The organism is Flavobacterium sp. UM26 (assembly GCF_057922445.1).
Window position 1 is genome coordinate 160,041 of sequence record NZ_JBVHCY010000005.1, and the last position, 25,328, is coordinate 185,368.

Sequence of the window (25,328 nt, forward strand, 5' to 3'; positions counted from 1 at the left end):
GCGAAACGCTCTGCAATATGAATCGTCAACTGCTTTTATTGCTATTAATTCCAACTTTTTTACTAGCACAACTTCGTAATTTTAGAAAAACGACGCTCGATTCTTTGCAATCCAAAATCATAAAAGGAACCGCCTCTTTGAGTATGAGCTATACCAAAGATTCTGATAAAAACTTAATTATTTATTCTGATGTTTCGTTGCTATATCCAGACAGCCAACATTTATATTCCTTTGGCAGTAACCTTCGCTACAATAGTTTTTACACCGGAAGTGCGAGTAGCAACAACCGATTTTATGCAAGTGTTAATGTTCATTTATTCAATCATACCCTTTTAGAAAACAATCATTTGAAAGAAAAAGTCATTGCACCAGAACTTTTCTCTTTTTATCAATATGACGAAAATCAAGGGCTCAAGCAACGCATACAACTGGGTGCAAATGCAGCAATCAAGTTGATAAGGTCCAAAAATTTCCGAATCAATACGGGAGTTGGTTTTTTTTATGAATTTCAGCGATGGCGAATGCTCACCGATGAAGATATTAGAACGATACAGGCCCTACCTGATGCTTTTTTACAATACATTAAAGACTTATATGAAATGGACAGCAAGTTTAATGTAATACGAAAAAATGTTAGGGCTCAAGTATACCTAAGTTCGCATGCTATTTTGAACAAAAAACTTGACTTTGATTTTATGTTTAGCTACCAACAACCTTTCAAACCTCCATTTAGAGGATTACCTGAAGATGGTCCTTTTCCTGTAATCACAAGATTGTACCCCCGATATACTTTTGAATGTGTACTGAGTTACAAATTCACCAAAAAATTCTCTGCTCAAGGTCGTGTGTACTTGCAACATGACAAAGGACATGTTTCGCCTTTTGCTTCAAACGAAACTTTAAATTTTATACCAAGTCTCAATTTTAGATGGTAAAATAGAATACCGTCTCGACTAAAACAAAAAGAAGCTTACCTTCAAGATGAAATCAAATCTTACCATATAGATTTGATTTTTTTAATGAAAAAGTTTTTATCAGGAAGTATTATTGGAACACTAAATATACTATATTCGTAAAAAATATACTATAATTTAGCCTCAACCGTGCCTAGTTAATGACTGCAATCGACTATTCCCCTGGTTTACATAAACTTGTAACACTCGAAGTACAAGATCTTACTAAATTAACCTCGAGTGAAAATTTCATCCGTTTTTCTAAAAATTTAATTGCAAAATATCAACTAGAAAAAGTGGGGATTAGTGAACATATTTTTGAAAACAATAGTTTCACCATAGCCATTTGTTTAAAAGAATCTCATATTTGCATTCATACATGGCCTGAATTCAATCAATTGACTTTGGATGTATATTTATGTAACTATTTGCAAGACAATACACAAAAAGTAAAAGACATTACACAAGAATATATCAGCTACTTTGAAGCAAAAATTCTAAAGGAATTCGAAATTAATAGATAATACATGACTGTCCCTTGTTTTAATTGTAATACTACTACAACTCTTGAGGTAAATTTTGAAGTTGAAGTTTTTGCTTGCCCTGCTTGTAACTATGTCTATAAAAACAAAGAAGGTGCAGGTCTTTCGCTTTATATGAAGTCTCAACCCTACTCCTTTGAGAATACATTTGAGATTGGCAAAACTGCCGTATTTGATAATGTTGACTATCAAGTAACTGGATTAGTGATCAAATCACACCAAGACTTTGAGTGGAGAGAGTACATTCTACAAGCAAAAAATGGCAGCTTTTTATACCTCTCTGAATCTGATGGGCATTGGATTCTTCTAAACGAGATTACTTTTGATACCAAAGTTGGCAATCATCCTTTAACAGTAGAACATAACGAAATCACTTATGATCGTTACGATTATTATTATCCAAAGCTAGTCGCCTCAAAAGGTTTCTTCGATTTTGATATTTATAAAAATGTTGAACTTATAGAATATATTCATCCACCCTTCTTACTAAGTTTTGAAAAAGTTGGCCATCAACAAACAGCTTTATTAGGAAAACATATTTCTACTAGAGCGATAAAAAAAGCTTTCGCTACTACTTCTTTACCATCAAAAAGAGGCATTGGTCAAGTGCAACCCTTTCTTATAAATGTTAGAAATACAGCTCTTATTTTTTGTGGTATTGCTTTTTTAATTTTGATTACGCATTGGTTCCTTAACAAAGATCGTGTCGAACAAAAAGTTCTCGATACCTCCATTGCGTTTGATGAATATGCTAAAAAAGATTTTATTACCCCTTCTTTTGAACTAAAAGGAAGTTCTGCCCCATTGACCATACAATTATATTCTAACGTGGATAATTCTTGGGCAAATGTGCAAGTAGCATTAATCAATGAAAAAAATGGTGACGAAGTTTATGCTAACAAGGATATAGAATACTATCATGGCTATACCGATGGGGAAAATTGGACGGAAGGCGATACTTCCGAAGAATTTAATATTTGTGGAGTCGCTGCTGGTAAATACCATTTGGCCATTACCCCTATGAAAGCAACTGAAGACACCCAAAATCAAACGGTTCAAATTCAAGCGAGTTGGTCAAGTCCTTCTACAAGAAATGTCTGGATGATTTATATTTTTATGACCGTATTTGTCGTTGCTATTTATTATTTAGAACGGTCATTTGAAGAAAAAAGATGGGAATAATCATTTTAAATACAATATGGAAAAAGTAAAAGAATTTGTGCAAACCAACTTCATTGCACTGCTCGTAGGAGCTTTATTTTATGCGCTTTTTGTGTATTACAATTGGCAAGGCAATAGCATATGCGATTGCGAAACCACAGAGAGCTACCGCCCTGCACAAGGCAATCGCTCAGTAAATCATTTTTATCACAAATAACTAAACAAAATACTATGGAAATTTTAACTATGAGACCTGTTTTAGCATCTATTGTCTTTTCGATCATAGGAATTGCAATTTTATTAATCACCTATTTTATCATCGAAAAATTGACTCCTGAAAATACTTGGTCTCAAATTTCAAAAAATAATAATGTGGCTTTGGCGATTGTTTTTGGAGCCTTCATCATTGGGATTTCGATGATTATTAGTGCCGCAATTCATGGGTAAAAAGATTTTAAAATTTGAATATTTATTACTTTTTGCCGTATTCACCATTGCTACTTGTGGATTAGTTTACGAACTCGTCGCGGGTACTTTGGCCAGTTATTTATTGGGTGATTCGGTAAAACAATTCTCGTTTATCATTGGAGTTTACCTTTTTTCGATGGGAATTGGCTCCTACTTCTCAAAATTTTTAACCAAAAATCTGCTCAATACTTTTGTTGAAATTGAAATTTTGGTTGGATTAATTGGAGGGTTGAGCTCTGTGGTTTTGTTCCTGCTTTTTGAAAGTATTAATTCCTTTCAGTTTATACTTTACTTCCTTGTTTTTGTAACCGGTTGTTTGGTAGGATTAGAAATTCCATTGTTGATGAATATTCTAAAAGACAAAGTCGAATTTAAAGATTTAGTCTCAAACGTTTTTACTTTTGATTACATTGGAGCTTTATTGGCTTCCATATTATTTCCCTTGGTTTTAGTGCCAAAACTAGGCATTATGGGTACTTCCTTATTCTTCGGAATGATCAATGTATCTATTGCAATTGCCTTATGTTACTTGCTCAAAAATGAGTTGAAAAAAGTACATTTGGTTCGAAGCAAAGCCATATTTTCCTTTGTTATTTTATTAGCTGTTTTTATATTCTCTGATAAAATTTTGTCCTATTCAGAAGGGAAACTCTATGGTGAAAACATTGTTTATACCAATACTACTCCTTACCAAAGAATTGTTTTAACACACAACAAAAGTGACTACCGTCTGTACCTCAACAATAACTTACAGTTTAGCTCGACCGATGAATACCGCTACCACGAAGCACTGGTGCATCCCGCATTATCAATGGCAAAAAGCGTGTCAAATGTTCTGGTTTTAGGCGGCGGTGATGGACTTGCCGTTAGAGAAATCTTGAAATACAAAGAGGTGCAAAAAGTAACACTTGTAGATTTGGATGAAGGAATGACCAAAATGTTTAAAACCAATACCATCTTAAGCGGTTTTAATGCTAATTCGCTCAACGATCCTAAAGTGACTGTTTTTAATAAAGACGCCTACATTTGGGCAAAAAATTGCCAAGAAAAATTTGATGTTGTGATTATCGATTTTCCAGATCCATCCAATTACAGTCTCGGAAAATTGTATTCGCTTAATTTTTATGCTACGATTCAAAACCTTTTAAACCAAGATGCTGTGGTCGTTATTCAAACCACATCGCCTTATTTTGCACCCAAATCCTTTTGGTGTATTAATAAAACGGTAATGCAAGTTTTTCCACAAATTGATGCTTATCACGCGTATGTTCCATCGTTTGGAGAATGGGGTTTTACCATCGCAATTAATGGTTTTGGAACTACATTTAATACTGTAAACCGAAAAGTGGATGCTTTGCGTTTTTATAATTATCAATTTGATAAGTTCAATTATTTTTCTCAAGATATGATTTCAAAAGACATCGAAATCAATCGATTAGATAACCAAATTTTAGTACGCTATTTCGATGAAGAATGGGGAAAATTACAATAATTCAAGAAGAAACTTTCTCAAAATAATAACCACTTCGCTACTCGCAATTCCTCTATTGGAGGCGTGTAAAGAAAAAGTGGTTACTCTTTTGATTCGATTATCCGGAACCAATCATATTTTGGGGCATCGTCTTAGAGTAAAAAATTTTCCTAAACCATCAAAAGAAATTACCGTTCCTTATTTGATTGTGGGTGGTGGAATTTCTGGATTGAGCGCAGCCAGACAACTCACAAAAAAAGGAATTACTGATTTTTTAATGGTCGAATTAGAAGATCATTTAGGCGGCAATTCATCCAATGGCGAGAACCAGTATTCTAAATATCCATTGGGCGCTCATTATTTGCCCTTACCAAATTTAGAGGACAAAGCCTTATTGCAATTTTTAGAAGAAGAAAAAATCATCTTAGGTTATGATTCCAAAGGGTTTCCAAAATTCGAAGAAACCCAACTCACTTTGGCTCCCGAAGAACGTTTGTTCTATAGAAATAATTGGCAAGAAGGTGTCGTTCCAAAGGAAGGAAATACTGCCGCTGAAGATCAAGAATTCGTCCGATTTTTCAAAGTAATGGATGGTTTTAGACAACAAAAAGATGAAAAGGGAAAGTATTGGTTCACGATACCTCTTGCAGAATCCTCCCAAAGTAAAGAAGTAAAAGCACTAGATGCTATGACTATGCAACAATGGTTTGAGAGCCAAAATTTTACAGCAAAACCTCTTTTTGATTATATTGATTATTGTTGCAAAGATGATTTCGGATTAGGAATAGCCTACGTTTCTGCTTATGCAGGTATTCATTATTTTGCCGCAAGAAAACAAAATGCATCAGAAGATCATCAAGATTCGGTGCTCACTTGGCCTGAAGGAAACTCAAGATTAGCCAATCACCTGAAAAAATATGTAAAAGGAAAATCATTAAAAAACCATTTGGTTTTCGAAATTGAAAATGATACCCATAAAGCAGTTGCTAAAATTTTTGATAATGAAACCAAAACTACCATCGCAATAACCGCGAAAAAAATTATACTTGCAACGCCTCAGTTTGTAAATCAATACCTGTTGAAAGATCGAAAAGATTTGGCTTCACATTTTCATTATACTCCTTGGCTTTTGGCTACTTTAGTTGTGTCTGATATAAACGATAACGGGAGCTTTCCTTTGTGTTGGGATAATGTAATTTATGGTTCAAAAGGTTTGGGATATGTCTACGACCAACATCAATCCCTTCAACAACTACAGGATAAAAAAGTAATCACTTATTATTACAGTTTCTCTAGTGCCGATTTGAAAAAAACACGCCGAGAAATGTATAAAAAGACCACAGAATATTGGAAACAAATGGTTTTTGATGATTTAAAAATAGCCCATCCCAATATTGAATCCCTAACTGAAAGCATCGAAGTTCATTTATTAGGTCACGGAATGATTAGTCCTGTTCCTAATTTTATTTTTAGTGATACCAAAAAAGAAGCTGCAAAACCTATCGACAATACGCTGTTTTTTGCTCATAGTGATTTATCAGGTATCTCTATTTTTGAAGAAGCCTTTCATCAAGGAATTAACGCAGTAAATACAATGCTCAATGCAACAACCTTGGATTCATAAAGCCAAAACAGATAGTATATTTATCTTATCACCTTCCTTTTTGGTGGTTAGTATTGTATTTCTATTTCAAAAACAATTGCAACAAATAGAAACTAAGTATTCTTTTTACACTTGGCTCTTTCTAATTGTTTTTATCGATGTTGCACACGTTTATGCTACTTTATTTAAAACCTATTTTGTTGCAAGCGAATTTCAAAAAAGAAAAAAATTACTAATCGGTTTGCCTATTATATGCTTTTTAATTGGAATCATTTTGTTTTCTTTTGGGAGTAAAGTCTTTTGGTCTGTAATGGCATATATAGCTGTTTTTCATTTCATCAGACAGCAATATGGCTTTATGCGTTTATATGCACGAAAGGAATCTAAAAAATGGGCTTGGGTAGACAATCTGGTAATTTATACCGCCACAATTTACCCTATGTTGTATTGGTTTTTATCATCGCCAAGAGAATTTAATTGGTTTGTTGAAAACGAATTCTTGCATTTCGAAAGTCCTTTCTTAATTATGGTTTTAAGCTGGATTTACGGTTGTGTACTTCTTTTTTATGTAGTCCGAACAAGTTATTTTGGCGTTAAGAATAATTATATCAATATTCCAAAAAATGCAATACTGCTAGGAACTATTTTGTCTTGGTTTTTTGGAATCGTCTATTTTAACAACGATTTGATTTTTACTTTGCTTAATGTCGTTTCTCACGGCATTCCGTACATAGCGCTTATTTATCTCAATGAAATCGATAAAAAAACATCCAAAGAATTGCATTGGTTATACTATTTCAAACATTTTAAAGGACTTTTACTCTTCTTATTCGTTTTGCTTTTGATTGCTTTTTCCGAAGAATATCTTTGGGAAATTTTAGTTTGGAAGGAACAATTGTCAGGTACAACAGAAGATTTTTCAAATTGGTATTTCTTAATTGTACCCTTACTAACCGTACCACAATTTACTCATTATCTCTTGGATGGATTTATTTGGAAGAAAAACAAATCTACCACATAAAAATTCCACTAGATTTTCATATTTACTTTTATTTATTTCGATATTTACGTTCTATATACTTTTAAATCAGAAGAAATGAAACGTAGACGATTTATCGCATCAACTGCTTTGGCCGGTGTGGCAAGTGTAGGATTGGCAATGAACACCAGCCCAAAACAAGCAAAGTCTTTATTGCATCATGTGTTTTTTTGGCTAAAAAATCCCAATGATACAGCTGATAAAGAACAACTCATCGAAGGACTCAAAACCTTAGCAGCTATTCCGACTGTGAAACAAATTCACGTGGGACTTTTGGCCTCGACCGAAAAACGCGAAGTGGTAGATACCTCTTGGCATGTTTCAGAACTACTTTTCTTTGAAGATGAAAAAGGGCAAAAAACGTATCAAGATCACCCAATTCATCAAGACTTCGTCAAAAAGTATTCGCATCTCTGGCAAAAAGTTGTGGTTTATGACGCTATTGATGTGTAAAGTACCAACTCCCTTTTTCATAACCTAGTTGTAACGTTTGACTCAAATAAATACTAACTAAAAAACGAATCAAACAACAACTAAAACAGTGCTGTTATGAATAAAAAAATGATAATCGAATCATTACTAGGGATGGTAATTGGTGGTGTTGCAATGTTTACTTTTTTGCATTTAATACCCAAAGAACTCCTATTGAAATTCTATCCCAAAGGCGATTTTGAGACTTTTGCTTTTTTTGTTTCACTTTTAGTAGGTCCGTTTTTTGCCATTGCTTTGCACGAATTAGGACATTTAACAGCAGGACTTCTTCAAAAACACCAATTACAATTATTTGTCGTGGCTTTCTTTGGTTTGAAAAGAGAAAACCAGCGAGTAAGATTATTTTTTAACAAAGAAATGCAATACTTTGGTGGTATTTCTGCTACTTCACCAGTAAACTTAGAGGGTAATTTAAAGATACAATTTGCAAGAATTTTGGGTGCCGGACCCTTGTTTTCATTGCTCTTTGGTGGTGTTTTTCTTTTTCTTTTTTATTACTTTGATTCCGCTTGGAATGGTTTCAATGGTATAGTTGGCCTCATTTCAATTGCACTTTTTTTTGCTACTACCATTCCATCAAAATCTGGTCTTTTTTTTACGGATAGAAAAAGATTGCAGCGTTTGTTAAACAAAGGTAAAGTTGGCGAAATAGAATTAGCCCTTTTACAAGCATCTTTCCAAATGCTTTTAGACCAAAATGCCAAAAATTTGGAAATCAATAAACTTCAATTAATCCAAACAGATACCGAACCTGTGGTTCAATTTTGGGGTTTCTTCTTTGAATACGCCTACTACAAAGACCATCAAAACACTGAAAAAGCCACTTTACTTAAAAACAACTTACTGAATTATCAAACACTAATTCCAAAAGGGATATGGAAAAGTCTCGCTATTGATTAGAGCTCAACCAAAGTGTCTATCATCTTATTTTAAATTCAAGGTAAAGGATTGATTCGGAATCTGCGTTCGTTTATTCCGAGCGTCAGAATTTTAAAAGGAAAAAAAAAGAGTACTATCTCGAAGGAAAATAGTACTCTACATTTAAACTTGTTCCGAATCGTTATTCAATTGATGAATGATTTCGGCAATAAGTCCCGTCCATCCTGTTTGATGATTGGCGCCCAATCCTTTTCCGGTATCGCCATCAAAATATTCAAAAAACAAATGATTCGAGTTGAAGTTGGGGTCTTTTTGAAACTTTTCATAAGGTCCATACATCGGTATAAATTGCTCTTTATTAGGGACAAAAAGTGAGAGTAAACGATTCGCCACGCCATCAGCTGCATCTTTTATATTCATCATTACTCCTGAATGCGTTGGAAATTCTACTTTGTAGTCGTTTCCGTAATAGTTACAGAATTTCTCGAGTGAGTCCAAAATCAAATAGTTCATTGGAAACCAAATTGGGCCACGCCAATTGGAATTTCCTCCAAACATATCTCCTGTAGCTTCGGCAGGTGTATAATCTACTTGAACGGTTCCGCCATCATAGGTAAATCGATAGGGATGTTCTTTATGAAATTTAGACAACGAACGAACACCAAAATCAGACAAAAACTCCGATTCATCGAACATACGTTTCATAATCATCTTCATTCTATGCCCACGAAGAATAGATAATAACTTACTCTCTCCTTTTCCGGGATTGTACCAACTAGAAACTAAAGCGGCCAAATCTGGTCGGTTTGAAATAACCCATTCTACCCTACGTTTGAAATCTGGCAACTGATCTAATAATTCTGGGGTTAAAACTTCAACAGCAAAAAGCGGAATCAATCCAACCATCGAGCGCACTTTGAGCAATTCGGCTTCGCCATTTTCTTTATGCAACATATCATAATAAAACTGATCGTCTTCATCCCAAAGATTCAATTTATCCCCACCAATGGCTTGCATAGCACCAGCGATATGCAAAAAGTGCTCAAAAAACTTAGAAGCCATATCTTGATACACCGGATTTTCAATCGCAATTTCGCAAGCAATTCGCAACATATTTAGACTATACATTGCCATCCAACCCGTTCCATCGGCTTGTTCTAAATGACCGCCCGTTGGTAAAGCTGCCGAACGATCAAAAACCCCAATATTATCCATTCCAAGGAATCCGCCTCCAAAAATATTGTTTCCTCCCTCATCTTTCAGGTTCACCCACCAAGTGAAATTGAGCAGTAGTTTATGGAAAATGCGTTCCAAGAAAACGCGGTCGCCTTTACCTCCATTCATTTCTTTGTCAATTTCATATACTTTCCAGGTTGCCCAAGCGTGTACTGGAGGATTCACATCCGAAAACGACCACTCATAGGCAGGAATTTGTCCATTAGGATGCATGTAATATTCTCTCAAAATAACCGATAATTGACGTTTGGCAAAATCGGGATCCAATCGTGCCAAAGGCAAAGTATGAAAGGCTAAATCCCAAGCGGCAAACCAAGGATATTCCCATTTATCGGGCATTGACAAAATATTGGAAGTGTACAAATGTTTCCAAGAACTATTTCTTCCTTTACTTCTATTAGGATCAGGTTTCGGCATCGAAGGATCGCCTTTAATCCATTCATAAACATTGTAGTAATACCATTGTTTGGTCCACAACATCCCAGCATAAGCTTGACGCTGTACCGATTTCAAATGTTGCTCTTTGATGTTTTTTTGCAAACTATCATAAAACAAATCGGCTTCCTTCAGTCGTTGCGCATAAATAGCATCAAAATCTTCAAAAGGAGCTCTTGGCGTTTGATTGGTAAAACGCAATCGGATTACTTTTTTCCCTTTGGCAGGAATGAGTTGTTCGTATTTAGCAGAAGCTTTAGTTCCTATTTTATTGGGATTTACAGCATCTTTTTTCTTATTAATGATATAATCATTGATTCCGTCTTTGGTATACTTGGTTAAATTTTCCGAATGGTATAAGCGTTGAAAATTGGTTTCGTTTTCACAAAAAAGCAGTTCATCTGCATTTTCTGCATACAACGTATAATGACCAACTAATCGATGATTGACTTCGATTACTGATTTTCCATTGCCCACCAAAGAAGGCTTGTGCTTGTAATTATCATAGCCCCAGCACCAAGTATTTCGGAACCAAACAGTAGGTAAAACCGTTATAGGTGCAGCCACATCCGATTGATTTTCGATAGTAATTTGAATCAAAATATCTTGCTGATCGGCTTTGGCATATTCAATGCTAATGTCAAAATACGCGTCTTTATCAAAAATGCCCGTATCCAAAAGTTCATACTCTGGTTGCTGACGATTGCGCTTTTTAGATTCTTTGACTAATTTTTCATAAGGAAATGCCGCCTGTGGATACTTGTAAAGCATTTTTTGGTAAGAATGTGTTGGCGTAGCATCTTGGTAATAATAAATTTCTTTGACGTCTTCTCCGTGGTTGGATTCGTTTCCGGTAAGACCAAAAAAACGTTCCTTAAGAATTTTGTCGTGATGGTTCCAAAATGCCAAAGCGAAACAAATGTGTTGTTTATTGTCTGAAATGCCACCTATGCCTTCTTCTCCCCATCGATACGCTTTGGAACGCGCCATATCGTGAGTAATGCTATTCCAAGCATCTCCATTGGCAGAATAGTCTTCTCTAACAGTTCCCCATTGTCTTTCGGTTAAATAGGGACCCCATTTTTTCCAGCCTTTGTTATCTTTTCTTTCGAGTAATCGGGCTCTCTCAGCGTCTATCTCTGTCATAGCTCTATTTGTTTTTGTCTTTTGCAATTTATAGAAATAGCGTTGAAAAAAAGGAAAAAAATCCGTAAAAATCCATAATCAATTCTTTCCTATTGATTTTTTTTCGAAGTGTAAAATACTAAATCTCTAAATTATAGTCTTTTGAAAAGGTTTTCTGAGAAAAAAACAAAGCCTTTTGAGTACTATACCCATAAAATTTTAGCCAAAAATGATGGGAAAGCGGGCAAACTTTGCGACCTTTGTCATTCAGAAATTTAAACAATGGCAAAGATTTTAACGGGAGTACAGAGTACAGGTACTCCGCATTTAGGCAATTTATTAGGCGCAATTATACCTGCAATTGCATTATCGAATGATCCAAAAAATGAATCATTCCTTTTTATCGCCGATTTGCATTCGATTACACAAATCAAAAATGGCGAAACCTTAAGAAACAATACTTACAGTACTGCAGCAGCTTGGTTGGCGTGTGGACTAGACGTCAATAAAGTTATTTTTTATCGCCAATCCGATGTACCTCAAACGGCAGAATTGTCTTGGTATCTGAGCTGTTTTTTTCCTTTTCAACGTTTGACTTTGGCGCATTCGTTCAAAGACAAATCCGATCGTTTAGACGATGTAAATGCTGGGTTGTTTTCGTATCCAATGTTGATGGCCGCGGACATTTTATTGTATGACGCCGAATTTGTACCCGTAGGAAAAGACCAGTTGCAACACCTCGAAATTACTCGTGATGTCGCTTCTCGTTTCAATCACCAAATGGGAGAAACCTTTGTGTTACCCGAAGCCAAAATCCAAGAAGACAGTATGTTGATTCCTGGTACCAATGGCGGAAAAATGAGTAAATCAGCCAATAATGTGATCAACATTTTCTTAGACGACAAAGCGTTGCGCAAGCAAATTATGAGCATCGAAACCGATAGTACTCCGTTAGAAGATCCAAAAAATCCTGATACTTGTAACGCTTTTGCTATTTATAAATTGTTGGCCAATGAAGATCAAATTGCCACGATGAGAGCCAATTATTTGGGAGGAAATTATGGTTATGGTCACGCCAAACAAGCCTTGTTTGAACTGATTGTAGAAAAATTCAAAACCGAAAGAGAACGTTACAATTATTACATCAATAACCTAACAGAAGTAGACGCCTTATTGAAACAAGGTGCCGAAAAAGCAGCAACCATCGCCAATGGCGTTTTGGATCGCGTACGCTTGAAATTAGGTTTCGAGTCGTTACAGTAAACGTTACTACGAATAAATTATGAAAAGGAATATTCCGATTGGGATATTCCTTTTTTTGTTTCATTTTGGAAATGGGAAAAGCTTCCTATTCGAATGTATGTTTGTTGCGAATTTAAATTAAAGCGATACTGTTTTAAAATAAAACCAGCTAATTGTTGCCAAAATTTGCAATATCATTATCAACCAAAATTTTAAAAGATATCTGGTTTTCCTTGTTTTATGTCGGAACAAAAGCATCGCTAATCCACTACCAACAGTTCCTCCGAAGAACACGAAGGTTAAAAGTGTTGTTTCGGGGATTCTTTGTTTATGACTTTTTGCTTGCTGTTTATCAAAAACAGTCAACAGAAAACCGATGACGTTCAGAATCAAAAAAAAATACAATAAAATATCCATTGCGATACATATACGCTCCAAAGATATTATTTTAGCTGTCCGAAAAATTCAAAAAATGACCAACCTACAATTCATCGCCCAAAAGGTAGCTACCGCAGCCATCAATATTCAAAACACCGTTCAATTATTACAAGAAGATTGTACGATTCCGTTTATTTCGCGTTACCGAAAAGACAAAACAGGCAATCTGGATGAAACACAAATCGAACAAATTGCCAAACTCCAAAAAGAGTACGAGGCCATCCTGAAACGAAAAGAAGCCATCGTAAAATCCATCGAAGAGCAAAACGCCTTGACTCCCGAATTGGATAAAAAAATCCAACAAAGTTTTGACCTACAAGAGTTGGAGGATTTGTATTTGCCGTACAAAAAGAAAAAAAGAACCAAAGCCGATGTGGCTCGTGAAAACGGACTAGAACCTTTGGCCAAAATTATAATGGCACAAAAAAATGACGATGTCGATTTCTTGGCTACGCAATACTTGAACGATGCTGTTGTCAATGAAGAAGTAGCTTTACAAGGCGCCAGAGAAATCATTGCCGAATGGATTAACGAAAATATTTACGTTCGTAAGCAATTGCGCCGTTTGTACGAACGCAAAGCGACCATCACCACCAAAGTAGTCAAAACGAAAAAAGACGAAGCCGATGCGCAAAAATTTTCGCAATATTTCGATTGGTCTGAACCGTTGACCAAAGCGCCTTCGCACCGTCTCTTAGCGATGCTACGTGCCGAAAATGAAGGGTTCATCAAATTCAAAGTCGAAGTTGATCTTGACGAAGCCTACGACCTTATCGACGAATTGGTGTTGAAAGGTCAATGCCCAAGTACCGCGCACGTACAATTGGCCATAGAGGATTCCTATAAAAGATTGCTCCAGCCTACCATTGCCAATGAAACCTTGCAAGAAGCCAAAGCCAAAGCCGATGCCAATTCTATTCAGGTTTTTGCGAATAATTTAGGGCAATTGTTATTGGCTCCTCCATTGGGCGAAAAACGAATTTTAGCCATCGACCCCGGATTCCGTTCGGGTTGTAAAGTGGTGTGTTTGGACGAAAAAGGCGACTTGTTGTACAACGAAACCATCTATCCGCACGCCCCTCAAAATGAAGAAGCTATGGCGATAAAAAAAATTCGTTCAATGGTTAATTCTTATAAAATTGACGCCATATCTATAGGCAACGGAACTGCTTCGAGAGAAACCGAATTCTTCATCAAGAAAATCGCTTTCGATAAGCCTGTACAAGTTTTTGTTGTATCAGAAGCGGGGGCTTCGGTCTATTCGGCTTCCAAAATTGCTCGTGAAGAATTCCCAAACTACGACGTAACGGTTCGTGGTTCGGTGTCTATCGGACGTCGCTTGTCGGATCCTTTGGCCGAATTGGTCAAAATCGACCCAAAAGCCATTGGTGTAGGACAATACCAACACGATGTGGACCAAACCAAACTCAAAGAAGAATTGGATGCAACGGTAATTCGTTGTGTGAATTCGGTGGGGATTAACATCAATACGGCCAGCAAACATTTGTTAAGTTATGTGAGTGGTATTGGAGAAAAACTAGCCGAAAATATTGTCGCCTATCGCTCTGAAAATGGTCCATTTGAGGACAGAAAACAACTCAAAAAAGTTCCGCGTTTGGGCGAAAAAGCCTTTCAACAAGGAGCCGCTTTCATTAGAATAAAAGAAGGAAAAAATCCGCTAGACAATTCGGCGGTGCATCCCGAAGCCTATACAGTCGTAGAAAAAATGGCCAAAGATTTAAAAATTTCTGTGAACGATTTGATTGCCAACAAAGAAAAAATTGCGCTCATCAAACCCGAAAACTACGTAACGCCCGAAATTGGGATTTTGGGTATCAAAGACATCCTCAAAGAGCTCGAAAAACCAGGATTGGACCCAAGAAAATCGGCCAAAATCTTTGAATTCGACCCGAATGTCAAATCCATCAAAGATTTAAAAACTGGGATGATTTTACCCGGAATCGTGAACAACATTACCAATTTTGGTTGTTTTGTCGACATCGGAATCAAAGAAAGCGGTTTGGTACACATTTCCCAACTCAAAGCGGGTTTCGTAAGCGATGTCAACGAAGTGGTTAAACTCCACCAACATGTGCAAGTAAAAGTAGTCGAAGTCGATGAAGACCGTAAACGCATTCAGTTGACAATGATTATTTAAATAGGAAATCTCAAAAAACTAAATTCCAAATTCCAAGAGGTCAACCTAAGCGCAATTTAAGGGCAAATTCTAGGGTTTGAAACTGTAATTCTGTATTTAAACCTTTGAAATTTAAAATTTATTATCTTTGTTTTATGAAGAAAGAAATCACCATAGACGACTTTTCGCCCCATCTTTTTTGGGACGTGGATTTGGATGGATTTGATCTACAAATTCACAAAGCCCATTTAGTTCAAAAGGTTTTAGAATATGGCTTAATAAGTGATTGGAATTTAATAAAAGATTTGTATGGATTAGATCAAATAAAAGATATTTCTATCAAAATCAGAAGCTTAGATGCAGTTACACTTTCTTATTTGTCAGCCCTATTTAATATAGATAAAACTGAATTCAGATGTTACAAACACAGACAGTTGTACCCGACCTACTGGAACTCTTAAAAGGAATTATGAATGAAAATCTGTTTTCAGATTTCAATTTAGTGGGCGGCACCGCATTGGCTTTACAAATAGGACATCGAAATTCTATTGACGTAGATTTGTTTGGCAATTCAGAAATTAAAGTTGATTTATTTATCGATACATTAAAAAGTTTTGGAGAAGTTGTTGTAACGCAAAGTACCAAAAATGTATTAATTACAAAGATTAATAATATTAAAGTTGATTTTGTGAATTACAAATATCCATTATTAACGAATGCTTTATTAGTTGAAAATATTAGAATGCTGTCAACCAGAGACATTGCTGCAATGAAGTTAAATGCTATAGCAGGAAGAGGCTCAAAAAAAGATTTTATTGATTTATTTTTTTTACTTGAAGAGTTTTCATTAAAAGAAATATTTTCCTTTTATACTCAAAAATACCCTGATGGATCTGTTTTTATGGTACAAAAAAGTTTAGCTTATTTTGAGGATGCAGATATTCAGTTGCAACCTAAAATGTTTAAAGACTTTAATTGGGAAACCTGCAAACAAAAAATAATCGAAGAAGTATTGAAATTGTAGCAACTCCACCAACATCTGCAAGTAAAAGTAGTCGAAGTCGATGAAGACAGAAAACGCATTCAGTTGACGATGGTTATTTAAATAAAATCTCAAAAACTAAATTCCAAATTCCAAGAGGTCAACCTGTGCGCAATTGAAGGGCAAATTCTAGGGAGTTTCTCAAATCTTTCAATCAAGAGGTATAAAAAAAACAAAGCCCGGCAATGTTTCTTGTCGGGCTTTTTTGGGCTTATAACCACCCCAGCCGGTCCGAGCAGAACTATCTACAGTGGCTAGCGCGATGCCTCAGGCTCGTGCCTATAAAGCTGAACACCAAAACAAACTTTAACCTTGAAAAACTTGTAATTTTTTTTCTAAAATAGAAATACAAATTGATTAGGCTTGTGGGTACGAGCGAGACGCTCACACTAGCGCCCTGAATACCTAATGCTGGAGCCATTGGGGATTTCAGCTCAAAACTCTAGTAAATCCTTGAATTTTATGGATTCAATTAAGACCATAAAAAAAGCCCGACATTGCTGTCAGGCTTTTAAGCTCCTCCGCCGCGGCGGACTCGAACCAAGTCCAAAAAGTTTATTCCATAAAAAAAGCCCGACATCACTGTCAGGCTTTTAAGCTCCCCCTCTTGGGCTCGAACCAAGGACCCTCTGATTAACAGTCAGATGCTCTAACCAACTGAGCTAAGGAGGAAACTGTGTATTATAATGCGTAGTAGGAACGTTTTCTGTGGCTTTGACTGACATTGTTTGTTTGTCTAAGCGGTTGCAAAGATACACCTAATTTCAAGTTTTGCAAACAAAAAATAAATTTTTTTTGATTTTTTTTATCTGCCTACAATCGCTTTGTAAATGTCGTTTCCGTTAGCAAATAAAAGCAACGAGATAAGTAAAACAAAACCAACCATTTGAGCATTCTCTAAGAATTTGTCGCTTGGTTTTTTGCCGCTAATGATTTCGTATAACAAAAACATTACGTGTCCACCATCCAACGCTGGAATCGGCAATAAATTCATTACCCCCAACATAATCGATAACAAAGCGGTGATGTTCCAGAATACTTCCCAGCTCCAAGAACTAGGGAAAATATTAAAAATAGCCGCAAATCCACCCACTTGTTTGTACGCTTTAGTTTCTGGATTGAAAATCATTTTCAATTGTTTGCCATAGCCTAACAATTGGTCTTTCCCTCTTTCAATTCCCACCGGAATCGATTCGAAGAAACCGTATTCTTGTTTGCTGATTTTATAGTAGCCTAATTTCTCTAACGATTCTAATCCCAAAGCACCCACTTGTATCCCCAATTTAGCTTCTTGGTTCACGATTACTTGCACAGGCACTTCTTTTTCGTTTCGAATTACAACAGCTGGAAGGGTTTTGCCTTTGTTGGCTTTTAAAATCGCTGTTACTTGGTCGTAATATTTGGCGGGTTGTCCATTCAAGGAAACCATTACGTCTTTGGGCTGTAATTGTTTATTTACTGACTCTTCAGGAATAGCGGTAACGGCAAATGGCATACGGATATTCACTAAAGGCCCTTTTTCTAATTTTGATAATTGGTCAACTAAATCAACAGGCATTTGAATGGTTTGAGTAGCGCCATTTCTTTCGATTTGGACTTGTTTCCCCATAATCAATTTCATATTGATTTCGTTGTCGTATTTTTCTATTTTTTCGCCATCAATACTGAGGATTTTATCTCCCGTTTGGAAACCAATTTTGTTCATCACCGGATTTTCTATCAATAATCCGTCTTTCATATCGGCCATCGCCACAAAAGCATCACCATAAGCAAAAGCCATTCCTATATAAATAAGGAACGCCAAAATGAAATTCACGGTAACTCCACCTAACATAATAATCAAACGTTGCCAAGCAGGTTTCGAACGGAATTCCCAAGGTTGTGGAGGCAAGGCCATTTGTTCCTTGTCCATACTCTCGTCAATCATCCCAGAGATTTTTACATAACCCCCAAGAGGCAACCAACCAATACCGTATTCGGTTTCGCCAATTTTCTTTTTGAGTAATGAAAACTTAAGGTCAAAAAATAAGTAGAATTTTTCTACTCTCGTTTTAAATGCTTTGGCAGGAATAAAATGTCCCAATTCGTGTAGAATAATTAATAAGGACAAACTCAATAAAAATTGAGCAAACTTGATAACGATTTCCATTGTTTACTTTTAGTTCTTAAATAACGCACAAAAGTAGCGTTTCTATTTTAATTTGATGGCGCAATATACTACATACGGCTTTAAATGTTTGTTAAATACAAAAATTTAGAGTACTGCTTTAAAGAGATGCTTTAACTTTACTTTTTAAACCGTACAGCCTTCATAGGTTGAAGTACCATCCTAAAAGTTACAGTATATATGAATAGTCTTTTGTTTTCTCCGCTTACGCTAAAAAGTATCACTTTCAAAAACCGTATCGTTATTTCTCCAATGTGCCAATACTCTGCTACAGATGGTTTTGCCAATGATTGGCATTTGGTGCATTTGGGCAGTCGTGCGGCTGGAGGTGTAGGATTGTTGATTCAAGAAGCTACGGCTGTTTCTCCCGAAGCTCGCATTTCACCAGAAGATTTAGGACTTTGGAAAGACGAACATATCGAAAAACTAAAGGCCATCAACCAATTCATAAAATCCCAAAACGCGATTCCGGGCATTCAACTGGCACACGCTGGGAGAAAAGCCAGTGTTTCGGCACCTTGGTTGGGCAACAAAAAATTAAGTGAAAACGAAGGCGGATGGAACACCGTTGCTCCAAGCTCGATTGCGTATCACGAAAATGAAACCGCTCCAATCGCTCTCGACAACCAAGGCATTCAAAAAGTACTAACTGATTTTCAATCGGCGACTCGACGTGCTGTAGAAGCGGGTTACCAAGTGCTGGAAATACACGCGGCTCACGGTTATTTATTACATCAATTTTTGTCGCCTCTGACGAATCAAAGAACCGATGAATATGGTGGTAGTTTTGAAAACAGAATTCGATTGACGCTAGAAACCGTAACTGCGGTGCAAGCCGAATGGCCTTCGAATTTGCCTTTGTTCGTTAGAATATCAGCAACCGATTGGGCTGAAGGCGGTTGGTCGGTAGAAGAATCGGTGCAACTTTCCCAAATTCTAAAAGAAAAAGGCGTCGATTTGATTGACGTCTCCTCTGGCGGATTGGTGTCCCATCAAAAAATCTCCATTGGCCCCAACTATCAAGTTCCTTTTGCCGAAAAAATTAAAAAGGAAACCGGCATACCAACTGGCGCTGTGGGAATGATTACCGAAGCCCATCAAGCAGAAAACATACTGTCTGCATCACAAGCCGACTTAGTGTTTTTTGCTAGAGAATCCCTTCGCAATCCTAATTTAGGATTAGATTTTGCTACTGCCTTAAAGGAAACCGTAGCTTGGCCGAAACAATATGAAAGAGCCAAAACAAGATAAAAAGTCCCACTCCAAAAACATTTTTATGCAAAAAATTAAAACAGCTCTACTCTCCTACGGAATGTCAGGAAAAGTATTTCACGCTCCTTTTCTCGATTTACATTCTGGTTTTGAAATAACGGGCGCTTGGGAACGCAGCAAAAGACTCATCCAATCCGATTTCCCTGAAGTAAAAAGCTACGCCAATTTAGATGCTTTACTCCAAGACGATTGCGATTTGGTAATTGTGAATACGCCTGTGGGAACGCATTATGAATACGCCAAACAAGTCTTACTCGCCGGAAAACACGCCATCGTAGAAAAAGCTTTCACCACCACCGTTGCCGAAGCCCAAGAACTAGCCGCTTTGGCCAACGAAAAAGGACTGCAATTGGCTGTTTTTCAAAACCGAAGATGGGACAGCGACTTCAAAACGGTCCAAAAAGTTATGCAAGACAAAATCCTAGGCGATATCGTAGAGGCCGAAATTCATTTTGATCGATACAATCCTAATTTGAGTCCAAAAGTCCACAAAGAAACCCAAAATGCCGGTGCTGGAATTCTGAAAGATTTAGGGCCTCACATCATCGACCAAGCCTTATGCTTGTTTGGTTTTCCAGATGCCGTAAACGGAGACATTCGAATTACTAGAGATCATTCTTTAGTAGACGATTGGATTGATATCACCCTATTTTATCCCGACCTAAGAGTCCGACTCAAAGCTGGTTTTTTTGTGCGCGAACCACATCCATCGTATACCCTTCACGGTAAAAAAGGTTCGTTTTTGAAAGCTCGTGGCGATGTGCAAGAAGACGAATTAAAATTAGGTAAAAAACCCAACACCACAGATTGGGGCACCGAACCCGAACACCTAAAAGGACTGCTTCACACCGAAAGCAACGGAACAATAATCAAAGAATTCATTCCCACAGAACAAGGCAATTACTATGCTTTTTTTGAAGGAGTGTACCAAGCCATTCTTCACGGAAAAAAAGTACCCGTTTCCGCTGCAGAAGGTGTTCAAGTGATGCAAATCATAGAGGCGGCAATCGCTAGTCATCAACAACAACGAAGAATCAACTTATAAACAATATCGTTGTAAATCATTAAAATGTGTTATTATGACACAATAAGCCGTTCTTTTTTGTAATTTTGGCACTTAAAACTCTAAAAACCAACACCTTTGATTTACCTCAACTTCTTAGGGCGATTGAAACCCAAAGGGAAATACAAAAAAGCTTACGCCGAAGCCAAAGTCTCTTACCTCAACAGAATACGTTGGGCGGTGGCTATGTTTTATTTTGGAATGGGACTTACTTTTGCCACTTGGGCAAGTCGCATTCCAACCATCAAAACGGCTTTACAACTTAGTGAAGGTACCTTGGGCACCATATTATTTGCACTTCCTGTAGGGCAACTCACTATGATGTTTTTCTCAGGAAAATTGGTCACACGTTATGGAAGTCACAGAGTATTGCCCATCTCAATTTTGTTATATGCTGTTAGTTTGACCAATTTAGCTTTGGCACAAAACGCTTGGCAATTGGCTCTGGGACTTTTTGCCTTTGGACTTACCGCCAACTTAACCAATATTTCTGTAAACACCCAAGGCGTGTATACCGAAGGCCTTTTTAAACGCAACATTATGTTGTCTTTTCACGGAATGTGGAGCTTGGCTGGTTTTACAGGAGCCTTAGTGGGGCTAGGAATGTTAGCCTTAGATTTAACAACCTACACCCATTTTATCATCGTAGCTTGTATCGTTTTAGGACTTGTGGCGTTCAATTACAAATTGCTCATCCGCGCCAAAGAAACCCAAAAAACCGAAAAGAAAAAACCTTTTTTCAAACCCGACCCCACCTTAATTTGGCTTGGCGTTATTGGATTTTGTTGTATGGCTAGCGAAGGCGTGATGTTCGATTGGAGTGGCGTATATTTCAAAGATGTAGTCAAAGTTCCGGGTCCTTTAGTCGTTTTGGGCTACACTTCCTTTATGATTATGATGGCCAGCGGCCGCTTTTTCGGCGACCGTCTTACCCAAAAATGGGGACGCAAAAAAGTAATGCAAATCAGCGGGTGTGTCATTTCTACAGGTTTATTCACCGCCGTATTTTTTCCCTACATCATTCCCGCAACCATCGCCTTTATGTTTGTTGGACTAGGCGTTTCAACTATCATTCCAACCTTGTATAGCATCGCAGGAAAACACCCAACTATCCCAACAGGCGAAGCACTCACCGCCGTCTCAAGCGTAAGTTTCCTAGGCTTTTTGATGGGACCACCCGTTATCGGACATATTGCTCAAGCTTTTGGTTTACAATTTTCATTCGCATTTATTGGTGTTTTCGGATTTTTAATCGCCTTTATGGTATCCAAAATAAAAATCGAAGCCTAATTATAAGGAGCACACGACCCTGCTATTCTAGACGAGTTGTCCTGCTGTACGCTATATCTTTTTTCCCTAGCTCTCCGTTTTTCAAACGGCCAGCTAGGAAAAAAAGGATGCCGCTCCCATCAGGGCTAGACGAGATATTTTCGTATCGCAAGACAAAGAAAAAAAAATTCAATCGTTATCGTAAAAGTTAATAGTTTTTTTATTACATTTATAAAACATAATCAATGATTATCAGTAAGTTATAAAAAACACACTTTTTAATACCATTTTATAAAGCAACGCATTTGAGTCTTGTGCTCAAATTTCCAAAAACGTTTTATTAATTAATGGGAGTGTTGCACTCCGTAAACTGTTGTATTGGAGGATTCCTTTTTTTCTGGGTCCTCCAATGTAACGGTACTTTATTTTTTATAAACGCCTATGCTTAAAAAATTATCTGTTCTTGGTTGCCTATTATTCATTCCAAAAAATTACGCACAAAACACGGCTGGTTTTACTCTCAAAGTAATCGAATCTCAATCCCAAAAAGCACTGCCCTCAGTGGTAGTTAGTATCCAAAACACTTCTTTTTTACAACTTACCTCCGCTTCTGGTACCGTGCTTTTCGACCAGTTACCGCCCAACACCTATTATGTACTGCTTCACAGTCAAGGCTACAAAGACCAATTACTAGCCGTTACCGTAGTGCCCAAAACCATCACCGATTTAGGGACTATTCCACTCTCCACAGACCCAATGGCCGAAATACAAAGCGCCACCATCGCCCTATCCGAAGAGCAATTGAATGATGATTTTAATGGTTCAGAAAGTACTGCACCGTTATTACAAGCCTCTCGAGATGTGTTTCAGCAAGCCGCCGCTTTTCAATGGGGACAAACCCGTTTTAGAATTCGAGGACTCGATGCCGAAAATGCCACTTTTCTCATAAATGGACTGACATTAAACAAAGTATACGATGGACGTCCACAATGGGGCGATTGGGGTGGCATCAACGATGTGCTGCGCAACCAAGAAATTGTCATTGGCACTGCCGCATTCGACTACAGTTTCGGCGGACTTTTAGGCGCACAGCAAATCAGTACCAGAGCTTCTAGTTATCGTTCGGGTTCCCGACTCTCTTTTGCCGGAACCAATACTACCTACAATTGGCGGATGATGGCAACCTATGCTTCTGGAGTAAGCAAAAAAGGCTGGGCATTCGTAGTTTCGGCTGGGAAACGAATCGGCGAAAATCCCTATTTCGAAGGCACGCATTTTGACGGCAACTCGGCTTTCATCAGCATCGAAAAACAATTCGGTGAAAAACATTCGCTCAATTTCACTGGTATTTATACTCCCAACTCAAGAGCCAAAACCGCTCCCAATACCGCCGAAGTCTTTACCCTAATGGGTTCGCGATACAATTCCTATTGGGGTTTTCAAAACGGCAAACAACGAAACGCTAGAATCAAAACTGTAGACGAGCCGCTACTCCTACTCAACCATTATTTCAAAATCAACGACAAAACAAACTTACAATCCGGAGTGCTTTATCAGTGGGGCAACATCAGCAATAGCAATATCGATTTTCAAAATGCCAACAATCCCGACCCGACCTATTATCGCAAAATGCCAAGCTATTACACTTCGCTTTACGAAAAAGACAATGGCGAATTTTCAGGCGCCTTCATTCCCGATGAAGAGAATGCCGAAAAAAGTCGATTGGCCTTTTTAGAAAATCCACAAATCAACTGGTCGGCACTTTACCAAGCCAATCAACAACCCATCCTTACCTCGAATGGAACCATCATCGGATACGAACCTTCAAAGAGCAACTACATCCTCTATGAAGACCGAGCCGACGAAACCGTCCTAGCTGCAAATACACTTTTAAATTCTCACCTTTCAGATGCTGTTGCCTTAACAGCAGGTGCCAATTTCAAAACCTCAAAAACACAACACTATCAAAAAGTAATCGACCTTTTGGGCGGCAGCTATTTTGAAGACATCGATGCGTTTTACAATGGCAATCAAGCCCAATCCGATTTGAATCATCCCAACCGACAAGTAGTCGAAGGCGATACCTATGGCTATAACTATTTTATAAGAGCGCAAGTAATCCAAGCCTTTACACAGTTTCAATTCAGATTCCGAAAGCTACATTTTTACCTCGGACAAGAATTTTCAATGACCAACTATCAGCGCGAAGGTTTGTACAAAAACGGACTCTATGAGAACAATTCTTTGGGCAAAAGCAATACAATCAACTTTGAGAATTTTGGTTTCAAGGCAGGAATGACCTATTCGATTTCTGGAAAACAAGCTGTTTTATTTCACGCCGCACACCTAAGTAAAGCCCCTACGATTCAAAACAGTTTTCCCAATGCCCGTTTGAACAATAGTATTGTGAACGGTCTTACCAATGAAACCCATAGCAGCATCGAAGCAAGCTATTTGTATCGAACGCCAATCATAAAAATAAGAGCGACTGCCTATTATTCTTATCTAAAAAACACCACCGAGAATTCCTTTTTCTACGCCGAGGGCATTTTCGATGACGGAGCGGGTTACACCAATACCGATGCTTTCGTAGGACAAACCCTTACCCAACTCGACAAACAAAATTATGGCGCAGAACTAAGTGTTGAATATCCCATTAGTACCACTCTGAAAACAACTTTAGCTGCCGCTTACGGACGCTACACTTATGCCAGCAACCCCAACGTTACTATAACGAATGATGCCCAAGCCTCGGTAGACAATACCAATCCTGTTTTTGATTTTGGAAAAGCCATTCTCAAAAATTACCATCAAGCTGGCTTACCTCAACAGGCCTATAGTGTGGGATTAGAATATCGCGACCCACACTATTGGTGGTTGGGTACCAATGTAAATTACGTTACCGAATCCTATATCTCCGTTTCCCCCATTGCCAGAACAGCTATTTTTTTCAAAAATCCAGCCAACGGTTTTCCATTTCCTGAAGCCACCGAAGCACGAGCCAAGGAATTACTGCGCCAAGAAAAATTAGACCCTATGCTTCTTCTCAATCTCACTGGTGGAAAAACGTGGAGAATCAAAGGGAAAACTCTTGGATTGTTTATGAGTGTTACCAATCTTTTAGATACCCATTACAAAACCGGAGGTTACGAACAAGCCCGAAACGCCAATTTTCGACAACGCAACCAAGATGTCTCAAGCGGGACACCCAACTTTGGCAACAAATATTTCCAAGGCTATGGCCGCAATTACTTTGTCTCCTTATATCTGAATTTATAATCAACCTCATTAAAA

21 protein-coding genes and 1 tRNA gene are annotated in these 25,328 nt (G+C 37.6%); 18 read left to right on the forward strand and 4 right to left on the reverse strand.

The annotated features are described in order from the left end of the window. Positions 1-17 precede the first annotated feature (17 nt). The 10 genes from ACZ1AQ_RS08045 to ACZ1AQ_RS08090 all read left to right on the forward strand — a co-directional run bounded on the left by ACZ1AQ_RS08045 (position 18) and on the right by ACZ1AQ_RS08090 (position 8,629). On the forward strand, positions 18-935 hold the full coding sequence (locus ACZ1AQ_RS08045; RefSeq protein WP_489632409.1) for a hypothetical protein: 918 nt from the start codon (positions 18-20) through the stop codon (positions 933-935). Between the two features lie 179 nt (positions 936-1,114). Beyond that, positions 1,115-1,477 carry an S-adenosylmethionine decarboxylase family protein gene (locus ACZ1AQ_RS08050; RefSeq protein WP_489632410.1) on the forward strand — a complete coding sequence of 121 codons (363 nt, stop codon included), beginning with the start codon at positions 1,115-1,117 and terminating at the stop codon, positions 1,475-1,477. Positions 1,478-1,480: 3 nt separating this feature from the next. Beyond that, a complete protein-coding gene (locus tag ACZ1AQ_RS08055) occupies positions 1,481-2,677 on the forward strand; it encodes a DUF4178 domain-containing protein (RefSeq protein WP_489632411.1) in 1,197 nt (398 codons plus the stop codon). 16 nt (positions 2,678-2,693) lie between these two features. Then, complete coding sequence (locus ACZ1AQ_RS08060) at positions 2,694-2,873, forward strand: hypothetical protein (RefSeq protein ID WP_489632412.1); 180 nt, start codon at positions 2,694-2,696, stop codon at positions 2,871-2,873. A gap of 14 nt (positions 2,874-2,887) precedes the next feature. Continuing rightward, the gene (locus ACZ1AQ_RS08065) at positions 2,888-3,103 is read left to right on the forward strand and encodes a DUF350 domain-containing protein (protein ID WP_463338522.1); all 216 of its coding nucleotides are present in this window, start codon (positions 2,888-2,890) and stop codon (positions 3,101-3,103) included. Continuing rightward, the gene (locus ACZ1AQ_RS08070) at positions 3,096-4,616 is read left to right on the forward strand and encodes a polyamine aminopropyltransferase (RefSeq protein ID WP_489632413.1); all 1,521 of its coding nucleotides are present in this window, start codon (positions 3,096-3,098) and stop codon (positions 4,614-4,616) included. Before ACZ1AQ_RS08065 ends, ACZ1AQ_RS08070 begins: the two co-directional genes overlap by 8 nt. Then, on the forward strand, positions 4,591-6,219 hold the full coding sequence (locus ACZ1AQ_RS08075) for an NAD(P)/FAD-dependent oxidoreductase (protein ID WP_489632414.1): 1,629 nt from the start codon (positions 4,591-4,593) through the stop codon (positions 6,217-6,219). The genes ACZ1AQ_RS08070 and ACZ1AQ_RS08075 overlap by 26 nt, the downstream gene beginning before the upstream one ends. After that, a complete protein-coding gene (locus ACZ1AQ_RS08080) occupies positions 6,197-7,219 on the forward strand; it encodes a hypothetical protein (RefSeq protein ID WP_489632415.1) in 1,023 nt (340 codons plus the stop codon). The genes ACZ1AQ_RS08075 and ACZ1AQ_RS08080 overlap by 23 nt, the downstream gene beginning before the upstream one ends. Positions 7,220-7,294: 75 nt before the next feature. Next, positions 7,295-7,690, forward strand: coding sequence for a Dabb family protein (locus tag ACZ1AQ_RS08085; protein WP_489632416.1), 396 nt, complete (start codon positions 7,295-7,297; stop codon positions 7,688-7,690). A gap of 96 nt (positions 7,691-7,786) precedes the next feature. Further along, positions 7,787-8,629, forward strand: coding sequence for a site-2 protease family protein (locus ACZ1AQ_RS08090; RefSeq protein WP_489632417.1), 843 nt, complete (start codon positions 7,787-7,789; stop codon positions 8,627-8,629). Positions 8,630-8,770: 141 nt separating this feature from the next. Here the strand turns inward: ACZ1AQ_RS08090 and ACZ1AQ_RS08095 are convergent, their stop codons facing one another. Next, complete coding sequence (locus tag ACZ1AQ_RS08095; protein WP_489632418.1) at positions 8,771-11,425, reverse strand: MGH1-like glycoside hydrolase domain-containing protein; 2,655 nt, start codon at positions 11,423-11,425, stop codon at positions 8,771-8,773. 261 nt (positions 11,426-11,686) lie between these two features. Between ACZ1AQ_RS08095 and trpS the strand changes: the two genes are divergently transcribed. Further along, on the forward strand, positions 11,687-12,667 hold the full coding sequence (trpS, locus tag ACZ1AQ_RS08100; RefSeq protein WP_489632419.1) for a tryptophan--tRNA ligase: 981 nt from the start codon (positions 11,687-11,689) through the stop codon (positions 12,665-12,667). 117 nt (positions 12,668-12,784) lie between these two features. On the opposite strand, the gene ACZ1AQ_RS08105 is transcribed toward trpS, so the two are convergent. Further along, positions 12,785-13,063 carry a DUF1294 domain-containing protein gene (locus ACZ1AQ_RS08105; protein WP_489632472.1) on the reverse strand — a complete coding sequence of 93 codons (279 nt, stop codon included), beginning with the start codon at positions 13,061-13,063 and terminating at the stop codon, positions 12,785-12,787. Between the two features lie 55 nt (positions 13,064-13,118). On the opposite strand from ACZ1AQ_RS08105, the gene ACZ1AQ_RS08110 reads away from it, so the two are divergent. The 3 genes from ACZ1AQ_RS08110 (at position 13,119) to ACZ1AQ_RS08120 (ending at position 16,245) form a co-directional block, all read left to right on the forward strand. Next, complete coding sequence (locus tag ACZ1AQ_RS08110; protein ID WP_489632420.1) at positions 13,119-15,242, forward strand: Tex family protein; 2,124 nt, start codon at positions 13,119-13,121, stop codon at positions 15,240-15,242. Positions 15,243-15,376: 134 nt separating this feature from the next. After that, positions 15,377-15,682: a DUF6922 domain-containing protein gene (locus ACZ1AQ_RS08115; protein ID WP_489632421.1), complete on the forward strand. Its 306-nt coding sequence runs from the start codon at positions 15,377-15,379 to the stop codon at positions 15,680-15,682. Then, positions 15,637-16,245 carry a nucleotidyl transferase AbiEii/AbiGii toxin family protein gene (locus ACZ1AQ_RS08120; protein WP_489632422.1) on the forward strand — a complete coding sequence of 203 codons (609 nt, stop codon included), beginning with the start codon at positions 15,637-15,639 and terminating at the stop codon, positions 16,243-16,245. The genes ACZ1AQ_RS08115 and ACZ1AQ_RS08120 overlap by 46 nt, the downstream gene beginning before the upstream one ends. A gap of 616 nt (positions 16,246-16,861) precedes the next feature. Here the strand turns inward: ACZ1AQ_RS08120 and ACZ1AQ_RS08125 are convergent. Together ACZ1AQ_RS08125 and rseP are read right to left on the reverse strand one after the other, a co-directional pair. Then, a tRNA-Asn gene (locus ACZ1AQ_RS08125) sits at positions 16,862-16,935 on the reverse strand. 133 nt (positions 16,936-17,068) lie between these two features. Further along, positions 17,069-18,412, reverse strand: coding sequence for an RIP metalloprotease RseP (gene rseP / locus ACZ1AQ_RS08130; protein ID WP_489632423.1), 1,344 nt, complete (start codon positions 18,410-18,412; stop codon positions 17,069-17,071). A 198-nt stretch (positions 18,413-18,610) separates the two neighbouring features. Here rseP and ACZ1AQ_RS08135 point away from each other — a divergent pair, with 198 nt between their 5' ends. The 4 genes from ACZ1AQ_RS08135 to ACZ1AQ_RS08150 all read left to right on the forward strand — a co-directional run bounded on the left by ACZ1AQ_RS08135 (position 18,611) and on the right by ACZ1AQ_RS08150 (position 25,313). Continuing rightward, a complete protein-coding gene (locus ACZ1AQ_RS08135) occupies positions 18,611-19,681 on the forward strand; it encodes an NADH:flavin oxidoreductase/NADH oxidase (RefSeq protein WP_489632424.1) in 1,071 nt (356 codons plus the stop codon). Positions 19,682-19,706: 25 nt separating this feature from the next. After that, on the forward strand, positions 19,707-20,747 hold the full coding sequence (locus tag ACZ1AQ_RS08140) for a Gfo/Idh/MocA family oxidoreductase (protein ID WP_489632425.1): 1,041 nt from the start codon (positions 19,707-19,709) through the stop codon (positions 20,745-20,747). Positions 20,748-20,843: 96 nt separating this feature from the next. Continuing rightward, complete coding sequence (locus tag ACZ1AQ_RS08145) at positions 20,844-22,055, forward strand: MFS transporter (protein ID WP_489632426.1); 1,212 nt, start codon at positions 20,844-20,846, stop codon at positions 22,053-22,055. A gap of 420 nt (positions 22,056-22,475) precedes the next feature. Beyond that, positions 22,476-25,313: a TonB-dependent receptor gene (locus tag ACZ1AQ_RS08150; RefSeq protein ID WP_489632427.1), complete on the forward strand. Its 2,838-nt coding sequence runs from the start codon at positions 22,476-22,478 to the stop codon at positions 25,311-25,313. The last annotated feature ends 15 nt before the right edge of the window (positions 25,314-25,328 follow it).